The 17,423-nt window shown below is 61.6% G+C and carries 17 protein-coding genes; 9 read left to right on the top strand and 8 right to left on the bottom strand.

The window, feature by feature from the left end; translation table 11 throughout:
* Positions 1–41: 41 nt before the first annotated feature.
* From ABEA58_RS05440 to ABEA58_RS05430, 3 genes are all read left to right on the top strand, one after another.
* A complete protein-coding gene (locus tag ABEA58_RS05440; RefSeq protein ID WP_345549570.1) occupies positions 42–1,226 on the top strand; it encodes an acyl-CoA dehydrogenase in 1,185 nt (394 codons plus the stop codon).
* 104 nt (positions 1,227–1,330) lie between these two features.
* Positions 1,331–1,951: a trimeric intracellular cation channel family protein gene (locus ABEA58_RS05435; protein WP_345549568.1), complete on the top strand. Its 621-nt coding sequence runs from the start codon at positions 1,331–1,333 to the stop codon at positions 1,949–1,951.
* A 35-nt stretch (positions 1,952–1,986) separates the two neighbouring features.
* Positions 1,987–3,729 (top strand): alpha/beta fold hydrolase, encoded by a 1,743-nt coding sequence (locus tag ABEA58_RS05430; protein ID WP_345549566.1) that lies wholly within the window; start codon positions 1,987–1,989, stop codon positions 3,727–3,729.
* A gap of 237 nt (positions 3,730–3,966) precedes the next feature.
* Here the strand turns inward: ABEA58_RS05430 and msrA are convergent, their stop codons facing one another.
* Both msrA and ABEA58_RS05420 read right to left on the bottom strand, forming a co-directional pair.
* Positions 3,967–4,599, bottom strand: coding sequence for a peptide-methionine (S)-S-oxide reductase MsrA (msrA, locus tag ABEA58_RS05425; protein ID WP_345549564.1), 633 nt, complete (start codon positions 4,597–4,599; stop codon positions 3,967–3,969).
* Between the two features lie 3 nt (positions 4,600–4,602).
* A complete protein-coding gene (locus ABEA58_RS05420) occupies positions 4,603–5,232 on the bottom strand; it encodes a class I SAM-dependent methyltransferase (RefSeq protein WP_345549563.1) in 630 nt (209 codons plus the stop codon).
* Positions 5,233–5,563: 331 nt separating this feature from the next.
* On the opposite strand from ABEA58_RS05420, the gene ABEA58_RS05415 reads away from it, so the two are divergent.
* Entirely contained in the window at positions 5,564–6,094 is a 531-nt protein-coding gene (locus tag ABEA58_RS05415; RefSeq protein WP_345549561.1) for a J domain-containing protein, read from the top strand.
* 105 nt (positions 6,095–6,199) lie between these two features.
* Here ABEA58_RS05415 and ABEA58_RS05410 read toward each other — a convergent pair whose 3' ends face one another.
* Both ABEA58_RS05410 and ABEA58_RS05405 read right to left on the bottom strand, forming a co-directional pair.
* Positions 6,200–6,976, bottom strand: a complete 777-nt coding sequence (locus ABEA58_RS05410; protein WP_345549559.1) for a methyltransferase — start codon at positions 6,974–6,976, stop codon at positions 6,200–6,202.
* Between the two features lie 150 nt (positions 6,977–7,126).
* Positions 7,127–7,840, bottom strand: a complete 714-nt coding sequence (locus ABEA58_RS05405) for a DUF599 domain-containing protein (protein WP_345549557.1) — start codon at positions 7,838–7,840, stop codon at positions 7,127–7,129.
* Between the two features lie 225 nt (positions 7,841–8,065).
* Between ABEA58_RS05405 and ABEA58_RS05400 the strand changes: the two genes are divergently transcribed.
* The 4 genes from ABEA58_RS05400 (at position 8,066) to ABEA58_RS05385 (ending at position 14,377) form a co-directional block, all read left to right on the top strand.
* Positions 8,066–10,978: an insulinase family protein gene (locus ABEA58_RS05400; RefSeq protein WP_345549556.1), complete on the top strand. Its 2,913-nt coding sequence runs from the start codon at positions 8,066–8,068 to the stop codon at positions 10,976–10,978.
* A gap of 22 nt (positions 10,979–11,000) precedes the next feature.
* On the top strand, positions 11,001–11,744 hold the full coding sequence (cmoA, locus tag ABEA58_RS05395; RefSeq protein ID WP_345549555.1) for a carboxy-S-adenosyl-L-methionine synthase CmoA: 744 nt from the start codon (positions 11,001–11,003) through the stop codon (positions 11,742–11,744).
* Positions 11,745–11,776: 32 nt separating this feature from the next.
* Positions 11,777–12,754: a tRNA 5-methoxyuridine(34)/uridine 5-oxyacetic acid(34) synthase CmoB gene (cmoB, locus tag ABEA58_RS05390; protein ID WP_345549553.1), complete on the top strand. Its 978-nt coding sequence runs from the start codon at positions 11,777–11,779 to the stop codon at positions 12,752–12,754.
* A gap of 237 nt (positions 12,755–12,991) precedes the next feature.
* Positions 12,992–14,377, top strand: a complete 1,386-nt coding sequence (locus ABEA58_RS05385) for an L-serine ammonia-lyase (RefSeq protein WP_345549551.1) — start codon at positions 12,992–12,994, stop codon at positions 14,375–14,377.
* Between the two features lie 140 nt (positions 14,378–14,517).
* Here the strand turns inward: ABEA58_RS05385 and ABEA58_RS05380 are convergent, their stop codons facing one another.
* The 3 genes from ABEA58_RS05380 to ABEA58_RS05370 form a co-directional block, all read right to left on the bottom strand.
* The gene (locus ABEA58_RS05380; protein WP_345549549.1) at positions 14,518–15,378 is read right to left on the bottom strand and encodes a class I SAM-dependent methyltransferase; all 861 of its coding nucleotides are present in this window, start codon (positions 15,376–15,378) and stop codon (positions 14,518–14,520) included.
* Positions 15,379–15,415: 37 nt separating this feature from the next.
* Positions 15,416–15,784, bottom strand: a complete 369-nt coding sequence (locus tag ABEA58_RS05375) for a SpoIIAA family protein (RefSeq protein WP_345549547.1) — start codon at positions 15,782–15,784, stop codon at positions 15,416–15,418.
* A 97-nt stretch (positions 15,785–15,881) separates the two neighbouring features.
* Positions 15,882–16,328, bottom strand: a complete 447-nt coding sequence (locus ABEA58_RS05370; protein ID WP_345549545.1) for a hypothetical protein — start codon at positions 16,326–16,328, stop codon at positions 15,882–15,884.
* Between the two features lie 29 nt (positions 16,329–16,357).
* Between ABEA58_RS05370 and ABEA58_RS05365 the strand changes: the two genes are divergently transcribed.
* Complete coding sequence (locus ABEA58_RS05365; RefSeq protein WP_345549543.1) at positions 16,358–16,540, top strand: hypothetical protein; 183 nt, start codon at positions 16,358–16,360, stop codon at positions 16,538–16,540.
* A 172-nt stretch (positions 16,541–16,712) separates the two neighbouring features.
* On the opposite strand, the gene ABEA58_RS05360 is transcribed toward ABEA58_RS05365, so the two are convergent.
* Positions 16,713–17,135: a hypothetical protein gene (locus tag ABEA58_RS05360; protein WP_345549542.1), complete on the bottom strand. Its 423-nt coding sequence runs from the start codon at positions 17,133–17,135 to the stop codon at positions 16,713–16,715.
* Positions 17,136–17,423: the final 288 nt, after the last annotated feature.

Below are 17,423 nucleotides of genomic sequence, written 5' to 3'. Positions count from 1 at the left end.
AGACCCGGCTGCCACTGAAGCAAAGGTAGACGAGACGAATAATGAGCAAGCACCAACCCCTAGCCCACTGGGACGATATCCTGCTGCTGGACCAGCAGCTCACCGACGAAGAGCGCATGGTCCGCGACACCGCGCGCGAATACTGTCAGTCACAGCTGATGCCGCGCGTTCTGGAAGCGAACCGGCACGAAATCTTCGACCGTGAAATCATGAGCGAGATGGGTGCGCTGGGCCTGCTGGGTTCAACCATTGAGGGCTACGGTTGCGCCGGCCTCAACTATGTCTCCTATGGCCTGGTGGCCCGCGAAGTGGAGCGTGTGGACTCCGGCTACCGCTCCGCCATGAGCGTCCAGTCGAGCCTGGTGATGCACCCCATCTCCGCCTACGGCAGCGAGGCGCAGAAAGAGAAATACCTGCCGAAACTGGCCACCGGTGAATGGGTCGGCTGTTTCGGCCTGACCGAGCCGGATGCCGGTTCCGATCCCGGCGGCATGAAGACCCGCGCCAAGAAGGTCGATGGCGGCTACCGCCTCACCGGCTCCAAGATGTGGATCACCAACAGCCCCATCGCCGACGTATTCGTCGTCTGGGCCAAGGATGACGAGGGCATCATTCGCGGCTTCATCCTCGACAAGGGCATGGAGGGGCTGAGCGCACCCAAGATCGAAGGCAAGTTCTCCCTGCGCGCCTCCATCACCGGCGAAATCGTCATGGACAATGTGTTCGTGCCGGAAGAAAACAAATTCCCGCATATCGGTGGCCTGCGCGGCCCGTTCGGCTGCCTGAACCGCGCCCGCTACGGCATTTCCTGGGGTGCGATCGGCGCCGCAGAATTCTGCTGGCACGCGGCCCGCCAGTATGGCCTGGACCGCAAACAGTTCGAGCGCCCGCTGGCGCAGACGCAGCTGTTCCAGAAGAAGCTGGCCGATATGCAGACGGAAATCACCCTCGGCCTGCAGGCCTCCCTGCGCGTTGGCCGCATCATGGATGAGGCGAAAGACTTCGACCCCACCATGATCTCGCTTGTGAAGCGCAACAACTGCGGCAAGTCTCTGGACATTGCCCGGGTGGCCCGCGACATGCACGGCGGCAACGGCATCGCCGACGAGTTCCATGTGATTCGCCACGTGATGAACCTGGAAGCAGTCAACACTTATGAGGGCACCCACGACGTGCATGCCCTGATCCTCGGCCGCGCCCAGACCGGCCTGCAGGCTTTCTTCTAACGCCCCTGCGGCGCCTGCACCACTAGTGGTGACAGGCGTCGGTTCTCCCTCTACCATCAGCGTCTCAACCCCGTCTTCCCTGACCCGAGATGCCGTGACGCCCTATGGAACAGCTGCTCTTCTGGTGCGACCTGATCGGTATCGCAGTTTTCGCCTTTACCGGTGTTCTCGCCGCAGGCCATAAGCAGATGGACCTGTTCGGTGCGGTGGTGCTGGCCTGCGTCACCGCCACCGGCGGCGGCACCCTGCGGGACATGATTCTCAACGTGCCGGTTTTCTGGCTGCACGACAGCCACTATCTCTGGCTGGCAAGCATCACCGGCGTGGTCAGCTTTTACCTGATTCGCTACCTTCAGGTGCCCATGCGCCTGCTGATGACCGCCGATGCCATGGGGCTGGCGGTGTTTGTGGTGATTGGCACCCAGAAGGTGCTGGCCCTGGGCCACTCCCCCACCATCGCTATTGTCATGGGGGTGATGACCGGTACTTTTGGCGGCCTGATCCGCGACCTGCTGGCCGGAGACATCCCCCTCCTGCTGCGCCGCGAGATCTATGCCACCGCCGCCCTCAGTGGCGCGGCGGTACTGGTACTGCTGGATGCCAGTGGCACCCTGCCCGGCGAGCTGGTCGCGGCCATCGCGATCCTCGTCACCCTGTCGATCCGCCTCGCCGCATTGCGCTGGAACCTCTCCGCACCCATCGCCCGGTTTGGCAAACACGGTTAACACAAGGCGCCCGGCGCCGGATATGGAATAACGCTGTGAATGATTCCCTTGCTTGGAAAGTCCTTCTGCTATCACTGCTGCTGCCGCTGGCCGCCTGCCAGCGCGGTGATTCAACAGTGGGGAAAAGTGGGGAGGAAGCGGCAAGCCTGGAGGCCCGACCCTGCTGGTTTGAGGTGGACAACAGCTGGCCGGTGACCCAGTGCTTCATGATGGAAGTGCCGGAGAACCACGCGGACCCCGAGGGGCGCAAAATCCGCTTTCCTGTGGTGCGCTTTATCGCCAATGAGAAGAACCCGGATAAATTCCCTCTCCTGCACCTCGGCGCCGGCGGGCCGGGCGCCAGCATGGGACTGGAGCCTGAGAACGCCAGCGAGTGGCTGTGGATCAATTACGCCACCATGACGGTGGAAAACGGTCGCGACCTGATCGTGATCGACCCCCGCGGCACCGGTATGGCGGAGCCGCGGCTGTCCTGCGCGGAGTTTATCGAGGATGCTTCGGCCGCCTACCAGAGACCGCTGACCGCGGACGAGGAAGCCCGGGTTTTCACCTTCAGTCTCGAGCGCTGCTACAGCCGCCTGAGCTCAGAGGCCGACCTGGCCCAGTACAACAGCAGTGCCGTGGCCCGGGATGTGGAGGCCCTGCGCAAGGCGCTGGGCCTGGAAAAGCTCAACCTGTATGGGGTCTCCTACGCCTCCCGCTACGCCCTGACCCTGGCGCGGGATTTTCCCGAGTCCGTGCACGCGCTGGTTCTGAACAGCGCCGTCTTCCCGGATATCCCCTATATCCAGCAGCTCGCCGGCGACTCCCTCGCCGCCTACAAGCGCGGGATCAACTTCTGCAGCAAGGAAAAGCACTGCGCCAGCCGCTACCCCAATCTGCGCCAGCGCCTGGAAAATTTAGTGGCGCAACTGGACCAGACACCGGTGACCGTATCCATCGAGCACCCCTTCGCCGATGCCGAATTTCCTTTTGTGATGACCGGCCAGCGGCTGTTGCGCGTGTTGTTTCAGGCCCTCTATGACGAGGGCTTTTACCCCGAACTGCCGGCGGTAATCGAGGGCCTGGAAAAAGGCGACCCGGCTCCCGCCCGCGAGGCCGTAAGCAGTTTTATGGCCATCATCCTCGACCCGTATTTTGGCGATGCTGCCGGCATCAGCCATTTCTGCTACGAAGAGGCGCCGTTTGTCGACTTCCACGAAGCGCGCCTGCAGGCGGAGGAAACCGGCATCCTCGGCAGTGCCGTGCGCAAGGACCTGGAGGTGATGCAGCTGCAGTGCCGCATCTGGGCCATTCCCCCCGCCGGCCGCCTTGAGGCAGAACCCATCTCGGCGCCGGCGCCAGCCCTGATCCTGCACGGCGCACTGGACCCGGTACTGAATGCCAAGGACGCCGAGCGGGCGCGAAAGGCCCTGCCCAATCACCAGTGGCTGCTGTTCCCCAAGCTGGCACACGATGTGATCTCCGCCAGTAACTGCGCCGAGTACGCCGCCGCGCGTTTTCTCGACGCGCCCGATGCCGACGCGACCGAGGGGGTTCAACAGTGCCGCGCAGATGAAATCAAGGCCCAGCAGGTTCCCGCACAGCGCCAAGGGGAATCCGACAGCAATGAGGACAGTGCCCTGCCCGCGACACCTCAACAAGCTCCCCAAGAGACTCCCGAACAGGCAACTGAGCGGTATTCCACAGCCGACTCATCTGAGGACTACAGCGGCAATCCCCCCGAGGCATTCACAGAAACTCCGGCTGCAACATGGCTGCCTCTCGGCGGTATCTGACTCTCTGATAGAGATTTCTAACAGCACCGCGCTATCGATACCCTGTGGCGCCGCCGATGCCCACCCTAACCGCCGCGGGCACATTTCATCGTGCAGACGCCGCCGGATGGTACAGGCACAAAAAAAGCGCACAGCCCCAAGGGGTGTGCGCTTTTTTTAATGAGACCGTTTGCTGAATCAGTAATGCGCGCCCAAGAACGCCCACACGCCTCCTAAACTGCCAGTGGCGCAGCTTATTTAGCGGATCAGACAGGCGCCGGTGCCGGCCAGGCCGCAGTAACCGCCCGGGTTTTTGGCCAGATACTGCTGGTGATAATCTTCGGCGTAGTAGAACGGGTTGGCCATGGCGATTTCGGTGGTGATCTCACCGAGACCTTTCTCCGTCAGCGACTGCTGGAACGCCTCCTTGCTGTTTTTGGCCTGCTCAAGCTGCGCCTCGTCAAAGCAGAAAATGCAGGAGCGATACTGGGTACCCAGATCGTTGCCCTGGCGCATACCCTGGGTGGGATCGTGATTTTCCCAGAAGGCCTGCAGCAGATCTTGGTAACTGACTTTAGCCGGGTCGTAGACCACCAGCACCACCTCGGCGTGGCCGGTGCGGCCGCTGCAAACCTCATCGTAATTGGGGTTCTCGGTACAGCCATCGGAATAACCGGTGGCGGTGGCGTAGACACCCTCCATTTCCCAGAACAGGCGCTCCGCGCCCCAGAAACAGCCCATACCGAAAACCGCCTGCTTCATCCCCTCGGGAAAAGGCGCCTTCAACGGGTTGCCGTTGACATAGTGCTGGTTGCTAATCTCCATCGGCTCCGGGCGGCCGGGCAGGATCTGGTCCGCACAGGGCATCTTGAACTTGTCGTATTGCTGCATTAGTTAACCTCTAGCGCCGGTGTCACCGGCAATCATCAGACATCCACTGGCCTTCATGGGCCGGCGCACCTCCCACTCCCGGTATTCCGCTCCCAGCTTTTCCTCGGCGCGCTCCGCCAGACGGCGGAAAGGCGATCGGCCGGGATCGGCCAGCACTACACGAGAGACACCCGCTTTCAGCGCGCGACGGGTCAAATTGTAGAGTGCCGGTTCCAGCTTATCCCAGAAGCAAATATCGGTACCGATCACCGCGTCAAAACGGGACAGATCAGCGGTGGTGACCCGCTCGTAGCGGCAGCGCCAGGTATCCACCGACACCTCATTGAGCTGGGCATGGTAGTCGAGAAAAGGAAACACACTGGGGTCGGCATCGAGACCGGTGACTCTGGCCGCAAACTGTTTTGCACAGAAGATTCCCCCCAGCCCCCAGCCGCAACCCAGATCGAGTACCCGGGCACCGCGCTCGAGCGGATGCCGTTTCAGGTAGTCCATGGTCAGGCAGGAACTTTTCCAGAATTTGTTGCCATGCAGGCTTGGGTCCCCAGCTTCCCGTCTCAACCGCCGCATATCCGGGTGGGCATTCTGGCGCACCACCAAACCAAACAGCTCGCGCGTGTGGTTTTCACTCGACATTTTTTTGTTACGTCCCCTCAATGCATTTGGTTTCAATTGGGTTCCACGGAGCGCAAGTGTATAGCCTATAGGGAGGTTTTCCAGCCGCAGCCCTACCCTGAGTGGCGAGATTCAAATTCAATATTCCCCGCGCGGCCCATAAACAGAGCGGCCTTGGGCTGGTCCTTCACGGCAATTGCCGAAACGGCATTGGCCAAAAACGCTTCGATCCAGCATTCCACTTGACCAGCTTTTTGCCGACATGACAGAGAGACAGACAGAATTGCCGTCGGTTTCCGCATCGACATCTGATAACCTAATGTGCCGCTGCACAAAGAGAGAAATTCACCCCGTGGCCAGAATTATCCTGCTGATCGTCCTCGGTATTTGCGCCCTGGTTGCCTGGCGCAAATTCGAGGCAGCCCGACCACAGCAAAGGCGCAAGCTGCTGTTACAGTGGTCCCTGATTGCCGTTGCGCTGATCGCCGCGCTTCTGGCCATCACTGGTCGGCTGCACTGGGTGGGCGCCGCCGTGGCCATGGTGCTGCCGCTGCTCGGCACCACTGTGCGCTGGCTGGCCCGGCATCTGCCCTGGCTGGCGCCACTGATCGCACAGCAGGCGAAGGCGCGGCAGCAGCAAAAACAGCAGCAGAATAGCGGTAACGGGCGCGCCGGCGACAACGGCGCCGAGCATCAGGAACAGCCGATGACAGCGGCGGAAGCCTTCAGGATCCTCGATATCGAGGAAAGTGCCAGTCGCGAGGAAATCGTCGCCGCCCACCGCCGGCTGATCCAGAAACTCCACCCGGATCGCGGCGGCAGCGATTATCTCGCGGCGCGCATTAACAGCGCCAAAGCGTTCCTGTTAAAGCACCGCAGTTGAAAAACCGCTGATTAAAAAGCCGCGCACTGAAGAGTTAGCTGATTGAAGAGCCACTGATTGCGGCACCGCTGCGGAAAAACTGCGGTTAAAAAGCGGCTGCGAGACTCAGCAGCGGCACAGCAGATGCTGGTAGCGGGCCAGCTGGCGGTAGGGATCGACGCGGCTGTAGGCCAGCTCTTTGTCCACAATGGCGCTGGCCGGCAGCTTGTCGCGGATAACCGGCGTCATGTAGTCGTGGAAGCAGCGGATACCGCTGTGGCCGACAATCTCAAAGCCATGCTGCCCCAGCCAATCCTCCACCCACTCCAGTTGCAGCGGATTCTGCGGCGTCAGACTGCCCGGGTGGCCGCCCCAGTGGCCGGATTCCACATTCCTGTCCAACTGGCGAAAACTGCCCCTTTGCAGCAGACGAAATTCCAGCGCCCGGCGGTTGTAGAAGGTCAGCGATAGATGCCCGCCCGGTTTCAACAGCTGGCGCAGGGCGCCGATGGCCGCCTGCGGCTCCCCCAGCCACTCCAGCACCGCGTGACACAGTACAAGGTCGTAGCCCCGGTGATCCGGGTTCTCCTGCAGCGCCTGCAAAGGGCTGTGCACCAGCGCCACCCTGCCCTGCAGACCGCGCTCACAGGCCTGAAGCCGCGCCTGCTCAAGCATATCGGCGGAGATATCGGCGATGGTGACGCTGTGCCCGGCCGCCGCCAGATCCAGAGCAAACTGCCCCTGGCCGCCGCCCGCGTCCAACACCCGCAGATGCGGCGCGCTCCGGTTCAAGAGCGGCGCCAGATCCCGGTTGAGCACCGCGAGGCGCACTTCGCCCTTGAGACCGCCGTAGATGCGGTTGCGAAAACGGTGCGCCAGGTCATCGAAATTGCGGTCCTGCATCAGTGTTCACATCCCCGCAAATCGGTATTGCGCAATCTTTCCCCTGCCGCACCACCGCGCTGCGTGAAGCGAATTTGCTCCCCCTGCGGCAGTACCCTGCCCGCGTGCGGGGCTTGCGCCAAGAGATCGGCTATCTGCCAGACACCCATGCTAATTGTTCCGCGGCGGGTTCAGGCTCTTGCCCTCCGCCGCCAGAATCGACTGCAGGGTGCGGGAGCGGAACTCGCGCATGTAAAGCACGATAACCACCGTCACGTAACCGGCCATAAAGAGCAGCGGGTGAATAAACCAGCCCATGACCGCCATGGCGAAATAATAAGAGCGCAGGCCATAGTTGTAGCTATGGCCCGCCTGGTCGATGACTTTGGCCGTGCTGATGGCAAAACGGCGGCGTTCTTCCGCGGTCATTTCGGCCGAATTCGGGGCCGGGGCCGCACCAATCAGCACGTTGGCGAAAGAGTACTGACGCAGCGACCAGGTGAAATTAAAAAAGGCGAAAATAAAAATTAAGATCAGCAGGAGCACTTTGAGCTCGAACTGCAACACCGAGGTCGGCTCAGCAAAAGGCACGGAACTCAGCACCTCGATCGCCGTGGTGTTGGCGGTCAGCGCGGTGATAAGACCCGCCAGGATCAGGATACTGGTGGAGGCGAAGAAGCCGATGACGCGCTCAAGATTGCCGATAATGGCGGTATCCGGCATGCGCATCTCACGATCCAGCATGCGCAGCATCCACTCCACCCGATACCATTGCAGCGAAGAAGCGAGACACCAGGCCACCTTGGCGCGGCTGCGCGCAAAGATCGTATACCCCGCCCAGGTAACAAAAAAACCAGCTAGGCTGGCGATATCCAACCAGGTCAACCGCTCTCTCCGTGTTCGTCTACATTTACCCTGCCGGGTCGCGACGCAGTTTTCGCCGCGACAGTCCCCTTGTCAATACTGTTTTTGCGCCGTCTGCCAACGGTAGAATAGCGCCCCTGCAACGGGCCTCTTGATGTTAACCCCGGCACCGAATAACGCACCCGACCGGGCGCCGCGACCATTGGATCAGCGTCGCCCGGCAAAAAAGTCACACGGAGCTGTCTTTTGAGCAACGAACACCCCGCCTTCGAACTGGTCACCAGCGCTGAAATCGAATCCCTCGGCGTGGAGGTATTGGAGTATCGCCACCGCAAGACCGGCGCCCAGCACCTCCATATTGCCGCCGACAACCCGGAGAACGTATTCCTGGTCGCGCTGCGCACGGTGCCCCACGATTCCACCGGCGTCGCGCATATTCTTGAACACACCGCACTGTGTGGCAGTGACAAATACCCGGTGCGCGATCCGTTCTTTATGATGATCCGGCGCTCCCTCAACACCTTCATGAACGCCTTCACCAGTTCCGACTGGACCGCCTATCCCTTTGCCAGCCAGAACCGCAAAGATTTCGCCAACCTGCTGGATGTCTACCTGGACGCGGTCTTCTTCGCCAAGCTCGACCCGCTCGACTTCGCCCAGGAAGGCCATCGCCTCGAGTTCGCTGAGAGCGAAAACCCCGACAGCGAACTGGTGTACAAGGGCGTTGTGTACAACGAAATGAAGGGCGCCATGAGCTCCGTCGGCTCACAGCTCTGGCAGACCCTGAGCAAATATCTGTTCCCCACCACCACCTACCACTACAACTCCGGCGGGGAGCCGGCGGATATTCCCGACCTCACCTACGAACAGCTGCTGAATTTCTACCGCACCCATTACCACCCCAGTAATGCCATTTTCATGACCTATGGGGATATTCCGGCGGCGCAGCATCAGGCGGTATTCGAGGAACAGGCGCTGCACAAGTTCGAGCCACTCGACAAGATCATCGCCGTGGGCCGCGAGAAGCGCTACCAGGCCCCCCTGGCGGTGGAGGAGCACTACCCGCTCAGCAGCGAAGAGGGGCTGAAGGAAAAAACCCACATTGTGCTGGCATGGCTGCTCGGGGATGTCACCGATCTCGAAGAGGCCCTCACCGCCCACCTGCTGGCGGGTGTGCTCCTCGACAACAGCGCTTCGCCGCTGATGAAGTTGCTGGAAACCACCGACCTTGGCACCGCCCCCTCGCCTCTTGTTGGCCTGGATGATTCCCAGCGCGAACTGGTATTCGTGTGCGGAATCGAGGGCAGCGAGCGCGAGCGCGCCGACGAATTCGAACAGCAGGTGATCGCGGTGCTCGAAGACGTGGCGAAAAACGGTATCCCCTACGAGCAGGTGGCCGCCAGTCTGCATCAGCTGGAACTGCAACAGCGCGAGATCACCGGCGACGGCTACCCCTTTGGCCTGCAGCTGATTCTCACGGCTCTGACCGGCGCCACCCACCGCGGCGATGCCATTGGCCTGTTGAATATCGATGCCACCCTGGAGAAGCTGCGCGAGCAGATCAAAGACCCGCGCTTTATCGCCGATACCGCCCGCAAGCTGCTGCTGCAAAACCCGCACCGGGTGCGCCTGGTGCTGTCACCCGATGATGAACTCGCCGATCGCCGTTCGGCGGCTGAAAAAGCGCGCCTGGCGGAAATCAAATCCCGCCTCAGCGAGGAAGAAAAACAGCAGATCGTCGAAACCGCGAAAGCGCTGCTGGAGCGCCAGCAGCGGGAAGACGACCCCTCCATCCTGCCCAAAGTCGGCGTCGAGGATATCCCGGCGGAAATGCCCAAGGTCGAAGGGGAAACCGTTGCACTGGGCCCACAGAAGCTGACCCGCTATGCCGCCGGCACCAATGGCCTGGTCTATCAGCAACTGGTTTGCGCCCTCCCTGACCTCACCGAGGAAGAGAAGCAGCTGCTGCCCTACTATTGCCAGATACTGAGCGAAGTCGGCCTCGGCGAACGCAACTACCTCGAGGTGCAGCAGTGGCAGACCCGGGTCGCCGGTTCCCTGCACGGTTTCAGCAGCAGCCGCACGGCCATCGACGACCTGCACAACCTGAACGGCCACTTCGTTTTATCCGGCAAGGCTCTGGCAGCCAACCAGGCCGCGCTCACCGAACTGATGGTGGCCACCATTGAAGAAGTCCGCTTTGACGAACTGCCGCGCATCAAGGAGCTGCTGCTGCAGACCCTCGCCCGCCGCGAGCAGGGGGTGGTGGGCAACGGCCACGCCCTCGCCATGGCCGCCGCCAGTGCCGGCTACAACCGCGCCGCGTTCGAAAGCCATGCCACCGGGGGCCTGCTTGGGCTGCGGCAGCTGAAAGCGATGACGCGCGGATTTGACAGCGAACACACCCTGGAAAAACTGGCCCGGCAACTGCAGGCCATCCACAACAAGATCCGCAGCGCCGAGCGGCGCTTCCTGCTGATCGGCGAGGATGACAAGCTGTCGCAGTTCAGCAACGCGCTGATGCCTCTGGTCAATGGCGCAGAGGCACAGACAAGCCTGTCCAGCGCGCCTTTTGACCCGCACCGCATACAGCAGCTGTGGCTCGCCAACAGCCAGGTCAACTTCTGCGCCAAGGCCTATGCGACAGTCCCCATGGCGCACGAGGACGCGGCGCCGCTGGCAGTGCTGGGCGGCTTCCTGCGCAACGGTTTCCTGCACCGCACGATTCGCGAACAGGGCGGCGCCTATGGCGGCGGCGCCAGCCACGACAGCAACATCGGCGTGTTCCGCTTCTATTCCTATCGCGATCCCCGCATGGCGGATACCCTCAAGGACTTCGATGCGTCGCTGGAATGGCTGCAGGACGGCAAACACCAGGAATCCCAGGTGGAGGAATCCATCCTCGGCGTCGTCGGCGGGCTCGATAAGCCCGGCTCACCCGCGGGCGAGGCCAAGAAGGCCTTCCATTCGGAGCTTTACGGACGCACCCACGAGATACGGCAGGAGTTCCGCCGCCGCGTCACCGAGGTCACCCTGGAAGACCTGCAGCGGGTTGGCAGTACTTACCTGAAGCCGGAGCTGGCCAGCACCGCCGTGGTGACCGGCAGCCAGGGGCGTGAAGCGGGGCTGGAGCTGGGCCTTGAGGAAGAGCGGCTGTAAGGGCTGCTGGGTTGACTGACGCATGAGTGAACACGACAACATTTATGCCAACCCGCTGGGGGACGTGGCCGGGTTTCGCTTCGATCAATCGGTGGTGGAAGTATTCCCGGATATGATCCAGCGCTCGGTGCCGGGCTACACCACCATCGTCGCCATGATCGGCACCCTCGCGGAGCGCTATGCCCAGGCCGGCAGCCGCTGCTACGACCTGGGCAGTTCACTCTGCGCCGCCACCCTCGCCATGCGCCACCGCATACCCGCCGCCGACAGTGAGATCATCGCCGTGGACAATTCCGCGGCCATGACCGAGCGCGCCCGCGCCGTGCTGGCCGCCGACAGCGGCCAGATCCCGGTGAGCCTGATCTGCGGCAACCTGCAGGATGTCGCCATCGAGGATGCCTCGGTGGTGGTGCTGAATTTCACCCTGCAGTTTATCCCGGTCGAGGAGCGCCAGAGTATTCTGCGTAAAATCCACGACGGCCTGCGCCCGGGCGGCGTGCTGATCCTTTCGGAAAAAGTCGCCTTCAGCGATCCCGATCACGAACAGCTGATGATCGACCTGCACCACTCGTTCAAGCGCGCCAACGGTTACAGCGAACTGGAAATCGCCCAGAAGCGCACGGCGCTGGAAAATGTGCTGATCCCGGAAACCCTGGACCGCCACCGCGAACGCCTCAAGGGCGTCGGCTTCCATAGTGTCGACGTCTGGTTCCAGTGTTTTAATTTCGCCTCCATGATCGCCATCAAGTCCCGCGCAGCGGACTGAAGCGCAGGCACCACAGCCGGAATTCCCCCCTGATGATCGATTACCGCCGCCTCTACGCCGCGCTCCAGCATATTCCCGCACTGCGGGGCTGGCTGGCGACACTGCCGGACCAGATTGCCGCCGGGCTCAGCCCCCACCGCTGGGGCGACCTGCCGGACTGGCGCGCCGCCCTGGAAGCCCTGCCGGCGGTCACGCCTTCCAGCGTGGAGCTGGCAAGCGCGGTCAGCGCCGGTAGCGCTGGCGACCTCTCCGCGGAGCAGCGGGCGAGCCTGGAAAGTGCCCTGCGCGCACTGCACCCGTGGCGCAAAGGGCCTTGGCAGCTGTTCGACCTGCACATCGATACCGAATGGCGTTCGGACTGGAAATGGGACCGTATCGCGCCCCACCTGGAGCCGCTGGAAAACCGCTTGGTGCTGGATGTGGGCTGTGGCAACGGCTACCACTGCTGGCGCCTGCTCGGCGCCGGCGCGCGCCAGGTGATTGGAATTGATCCCTCGGCAAAGTATGTCGCCCAGTTCTATGCCATGAAAAAATATCTCGGCGAGGACCGCCGCGCCGACCTGTTGCCACTGGGCATCGAGGCACTGCCGCCGAACCTGCGCGCCTTCGACACCACCTTGTCGATGGGCGTGCTGTACCACCGCCGCTCGCCCATGGACCACCTGCGGGAACTGCGCGAAACCCTGCGCCCGGGGGGCCAGTTGATACTGGAGACACTAGTCATCGATGGCGAACTGGGCGACTGCCTGGTGCCGGAGGGCCGTTACGCCAAGATGCGCAATGTCTGGTTCCTGCCCAGCTGCGCCACGCTGGAGAGCTGGCTGAGAAAATGTGGCTTTGCCAACCCCCGCACAGTGGATCTGGACACTACCAGCCTTGAAGAACAAAGACGCACCGACTGGATGCGCTATGAATCCCTGGCCGACTTCCTCGACCCACAGGATCAGACCAAAACGGCGGAGGGGCATCCGGCGCCCAAACGGGCGGTTCTGGTGGCCAATGCGCTCTGACAACTTGCCTGCCGAACGAAACCGAATTCACCCACTCCGTCACAGGTGCTGACTCTAGAATACTCTGTGTATAGCGGTCGGGCTTTCTCAGGGACTTCGCGTAGACACGCCAAGTGCGCGGTGCGGGCCTGATTTAGCGGCTGACTTTGGGCCTTCGCCGGCACTGCAACCTTTGCACCGCGAATGATCCCGCAGCAGTGATCGCCCAGCTTCCCGGCCAGCGGAGCCCACAGGTCTATGAGCATCAGTGTTTTCGAGCTGTTCAAAATCGGGGTCGGCCCATCCAGCTCCCACACCGTGGGACCGATGGTCGCGGCGCACCAGTTTGTACAGGATTTACGACGCCAGACCCACCTCGGCAGAGTGACCAGAGTCGAGGTGCAGCTGTACGGCTCCCTCGCCCTCACCGGCATCGGCCACGGCACCGACATGGCGGTGCTGATGGGGCTGCTCGGCGAGGCGCCCGACACCATCGATGTGGACAGCATCGATGACAAGCAGCGCACGATTGAACGGGACCAGCGCCTGAAACTCGGCGGCGAACATGAAATCGAGTTCGTGCGCGACCGCGACCTGATTTTCCACTGCGATGAGTTCCTGCCCCAGCACGCCAATGGCATGACCTGCGGGGCTTTCACCGGCAGTGAATTGTTGTTCGAGCGCAGCTACTTCTCCATTGGCGGCGGCTTCGTGCTCTCCGATGAGGACTTTCTGCACAAAGACCAGATTGCCACGGTCCTGCCGTTTGAATTCGCCAGTGGCAAACAGCTGATGGAGCGCTGCCACCAGCACGGCTGGTCTATTGCCGAGCTGGCAATGGCCAATGAAAAGGCGTTCCGCAGCGAGGAGGAAATCAAGACGGAACTGTGGAATATCTGGCAGGTGATGGAGGCCTCTATCGACCGCGGCTGCCACCAGCACGGACTGCTGCCCGGCGGTTTGAAAGTCCGCCGGCGCGCGGCGGAACTGTATCGCGAGCTCAGTAAGCAAACTCCCGAGGAGCGCTGCAAGGGCCTCGCAATACTCGACTGGGTCAGCCTCTACGCGCTGGCGGTCAACGAAGAGAACGCGGCGCGGGGGCGCATCGTCACCGCGCCAACCAATGGCGCCGCCGGTGTCATTCCCGCCGTCATCGCCTACTACGTCAACTTTGTCCACGACCCGGCCAAACACGGCGACCTGCGCGAGCAGGTGGTGAAATTCCTGCTCACCGCCGGCGCCATCGGCATGCTGTTCAAACGCAACGCCTCGATTTCAGCGGCGGAAGTGGGCTGTCAGGGAGAGATCGGCGTGGCCTGCTCCATGGCCGCAGCCGGACTCGCGGCGGTGAAGGGGGCCAGCAACCAGCAGATAGAGAACGCCGCGGAAATCGGCATGGAGCACAACCTGGGGCTCACCTGCGACCCGATTGGCGGGCTGGTGCAGGTGCCCTGTATCGAGCGCAACACCATGGGTGCGGTAAAGGCCATCAATGGCGCCCGCCTTGCCCTGCGCGGTGACGGCGCCCATATCGTGCCACTGGACAGCGTCATCGAGACCATGCGCCAGACCGGCATCGATATGCAGAGCAAATACAAGGAGACCTCCCTCGGCGGGCTCGCGGTGAACGCGGTCAACTGCTGAGGGCCAGAGTGGACAAACCTTCGCGGGCTTTAAAAACGCTGTGCCATGGAATAAGCCATGAAATAAGCCGTGGTTTTAAGCGGACTGCGTTTTAAATCGGGCTGCGCGTTTAACCACACGGCGCCCACAACCGAGCAATCCTATTCCGGCTCGGCCGGGTTCAGCTTGTCGGCGGGATTTAAGCGCCCGGATAGCGCATCCCGGTTCATTCCATGGCGGGTATACACATCAAAGCGGCCGGATTTGCCCTGCAGCGACAGGGACGGTTGCCGCCCGGCCAGAAAGGGCGCCGTGCGAGGCCGCTTGACCACGGTACGGAAATAGCAGGCCGCATAGGCCGGCTCATACAAAGCGTCGGCATCCTCATCGGCCCCCACCAGCTGATGAAAGGCCGCCATCTCCTTTTTCACCTTGGCGCTTTTTTCCCGCTGCGGAAACATCGGATCGAGGTATACCACGGGAACGGATTGCGGCGGCTGCGCCGCCAGCCACTGCGCGGCGGGTAATGCGGAATCCAGCAGGGTCAGCCGCGCGGCGATGGCCGCCAGCTCCGGATCGGACTCGGCGGCCCTGCGCAGGCGGCGCAATCCATCCATTAACAGCACACGAACCACCGGATTCCGCTCCAGCATCGTCACTTCGCAGCCGAGCGTCGCCAGCACAAACGCATCGCGGCCGAGCCCGGCGGTGGCGTCCACCACCTGCGGATAAAGCCCGCTGCGAATGCCCACCGCCTTGGCGATCTGCTGCCCCTTGCCACCGCCAAATTTGCGCCGGTGCGCCACGGCGCCGCCGACAAAATCCACCCACACCGGCCCGGCGGCCTTGCGGCCGGTGGCGCGGAGCTGGAGGGTTTCACCCACCTCCAGAACCTGGCGGTAGGTATCGACATCGGTCGCAGGTACAGCGCCGATAAACGGCAGGGACAACTCCGCGGCGAGGCTTTGCGCACTCTCCACCCAGCTTTCACTCTCGGCGGATACGGCCAGTAATTCACTCACAAAGTGGGCTCTCAGCAGGCAATCAGGGAAAGCGATGCTAACCCGCAGCGTTGAGCCACTCCAGTGCCTCCGCCTTTTCATGCAGTGAAAAGGGCCTGGCCTCGGCGCTGACAAGATGGCTGACGATCGCGGGCATCACCCGCAACAGGGGTTTGTCGGAAAGAAGGGCCACTTTGTGGATATGGCGGTGATGGTCGCGGATAAAGCGCAGGTGGGCCACGAGGGCCCCGAAGTCCTCCCAGCCGGCAAAGTGGCTACCATTGATCAGCAGGCCAGCCAGCAGTTCCCGCTGGCGCAAAACCGGGTCCACCTGAGAGGCCAGATTGCGAAAGTCGGACTCCTGCAGTGGGCCCTCGGGTTCTATTTCAAGAATCTTTTGATCCTGGTGCCATCGATGTTGAATCATAAATAAAAGAATAGCCGCTGCCGAGACTGGAGCGCGGCAGCGGCAAAGGACTTACCGTTGAAAGACAAGCGGAAGAAAACTGGAAACACCTGTGGAATCAGTTTTCCTGTGATTCGGTGTCGGACTTGTCTTCATGCCCGCGAATCTTGTCGATGACCTCTTCGGCGGCGTCCTCGGTCTTTTCACCGGCCTTCTTCAGCTCTTCGGCCACATCATCGGCAGCCCGCTTGGTGGCGTCACCCGCGTCCTTGATGGCGTCCCCGGTTTTGTCTGCGGCCCGGTCAATCACATCCTTGGCTTCCTGCTCAAGGCTCTTTTCTTTGGGGGCGGTGTCGCTGTCCCCCGGCTGAATAACATCCGGTACGTCTGACTCCTGAGGCACAGCTGTATCCCCGGGGCTACCGGTGCCGTCACCCGGCATGGATTCGCTGGATGGCGATTCCATTGAATCAATGGCATCCCGTGAGGCGTCCCTGTCATCGCGCGACATGAAATAGCCGATTATGAGCAGCAGAATAATCAGTGGAAGCAGTAGTTTCTTCATAAACCCACCTTGTGACCCCTGGCAGTTGCGTGATCGCGACACTGGAGACCGAGATGTGGCGGCTGCCGATCAGCCGGTTCCAGACCGATGGCGCGAAAACGACCTCAATGCCTTGCAGGGCAGAAGAAGTTCACGCCAATATCGATAAGAATAACCCGGCATCTGCGTTCTTCAAGAAACTATGTTCCAGTGGCAAGGCGAGATTGCTGTAAATGTTTTATTTATTATCAGGATAGGTTTTAAGGCGGGTCGCGCCCACTTTACCGGGACGAGTACTATTTTTATTGGCGGTTTCCTGGCGGCTCATCCGTGGCGCTGCCCTGCCGGCTCACTTCTGCCGACTGACACCTGCCAACTGACACCTGCCAACTTACTCCCTCTGAATCACCCCTGCTTTGCAATACGATCCAATTGGGCCAACAGGGCTGCTGCGTCCACATCGGGGATGGCGGCCTCACAGCTATTCAGCTGCAGCCGACCGTAGCTGTCGGGTGTGGCGAAAATAATATAGCGTTCACCTTGCTTGAGTTTTTCCAGACAGGCATCCAGCCCCAGGCGAAACGCCAACAGTTTGCCGGCTTCCCCTTTCCACATCCGCCGCGACACAGCCGAATAGACGTAACCACTCACGGCCACCATGCCCGGTTCGGAGAGTGCGTTATCAATATCCCGGTGAATCCCTGAAACCTGTACCTGCGCCACCAGGACTGCCTGTTCAAACAGGCTGGTCAGGCTGTGGGTAGCAGTGATGGCCGCCCCCTGGGAGGATGCGCCACTGTCGAGACCGGCAATTTCGGAGCTGGTCATTCTGGAAGCCGCCGCCCCTTCTTCAGCCAAAGCCGGGGAGTGCCAGAGCCATAGCAACAGCATTGCAGCCAGGACAGAGCGCAGCCTTTGAGTAGTTTTAAAAATCATCACCGAGAGCCCTCGTCCCTTTCCATTACTTCCCATTACTTCCCATTACTTTCCCTTCGGAATTACTTCCCGGCTCCTGGCCAGCTCCCTGTCTATAAACGGGTACAGAACTTGATTCGCCAGGCATGGCACCATAAAGCCGTCAGAAAAAAGGGGCGCCATAGCGCCCCTTTTTGCTCG

The organism is Microbulbifer aestuariivivens (assembly GCF_039545115.1).
Lineage (GTDB): Bacteria > Pseudomonadota > Gammaproteobacteria > Pseudomonadales > Cellvibrionaceae > Microbulbifer > Microbulbifer aestuariivivens.
The sequence above is the reverse complement of the archived record's forward strand: the minus strand, read 5'-3'. Positions and strand labels throughout refer to the sequence as shown.

Coding starts and splice junctions, on each gene's coding strand:
- ABEA58_RS05440 (WP_345549570.1), top strand. CDS start 42: ATGAGCAAGCACCAACCCCTAGCCCACTGGGACGATATCCTGCTGCTG.
- ABEA58_RS05435 (WP_345549568.1), top strand. CDS start 1,331: ATGGAACAGCTGCTCTTCTGGTGCGACCTGATCGGTATCGCAGTTTTC.
- msrA (WP_345549564.1), bottom strand. CDS start 4,599: ATGCAGCAATACGACAAGTTCAAGATGCCCTGTGCGGACCAGATCCTG.
- ABEA58_RS05420 (WP_345549563.1), bottom strand. CDS start 5,232: ATGTCGAGTGAAAACCACACGCGCGAGCTGTTTGGTTTGGTGGTGCGC.
- ABEA58_RS05410 (WP_345549559.1), bottom strand. CDS start 6,976: ATGCAGGACCGCAATTTCGATGACCTGGCGCACCGTTTTCGCAACCGC.
- cmoA (WP_345549555.1), top strand. CDS start 11,001: ATGAGTGAACACGACAACATTTATGCCAACCCGCTGGGGGACGTGGCC.
- cmoB (WP_345549553.1), top strand. CDS start 11,777: ATGATCGATTACCGCCGCCTCTACGCCGCGCTCCAGCATATTCCCGCA.
- ABEA58_RS05385 (WP_345549551.1), top strand. CDS start 12,992: ATGAGCATCAGTGTTTTCGAGCTGTTCAAAATCGGGGTCGGCCCATCC.
- ABEA58_RS05375 (WP_345549547.1), bottom strand. CDS start 15,784: ATGATTCAACATCGATGGCACCAGGATCAAAAGATTCTTGAAATAGAA.
- ABEA58_RS05370 (WP_345549545.1), bottom strand. CDS start 16,328: ATGAAGAAACTACTGCTTCCACTGATTATTCTGCTGCTCATAATCGGC.
- ABEA58_RS05360 (WP_345549542.1), bottom strand. CDS start 17,135: ATGACCAGCTCCGAAATTGCCGGTCTCGACAGTGGCGCATCCTCCCAG.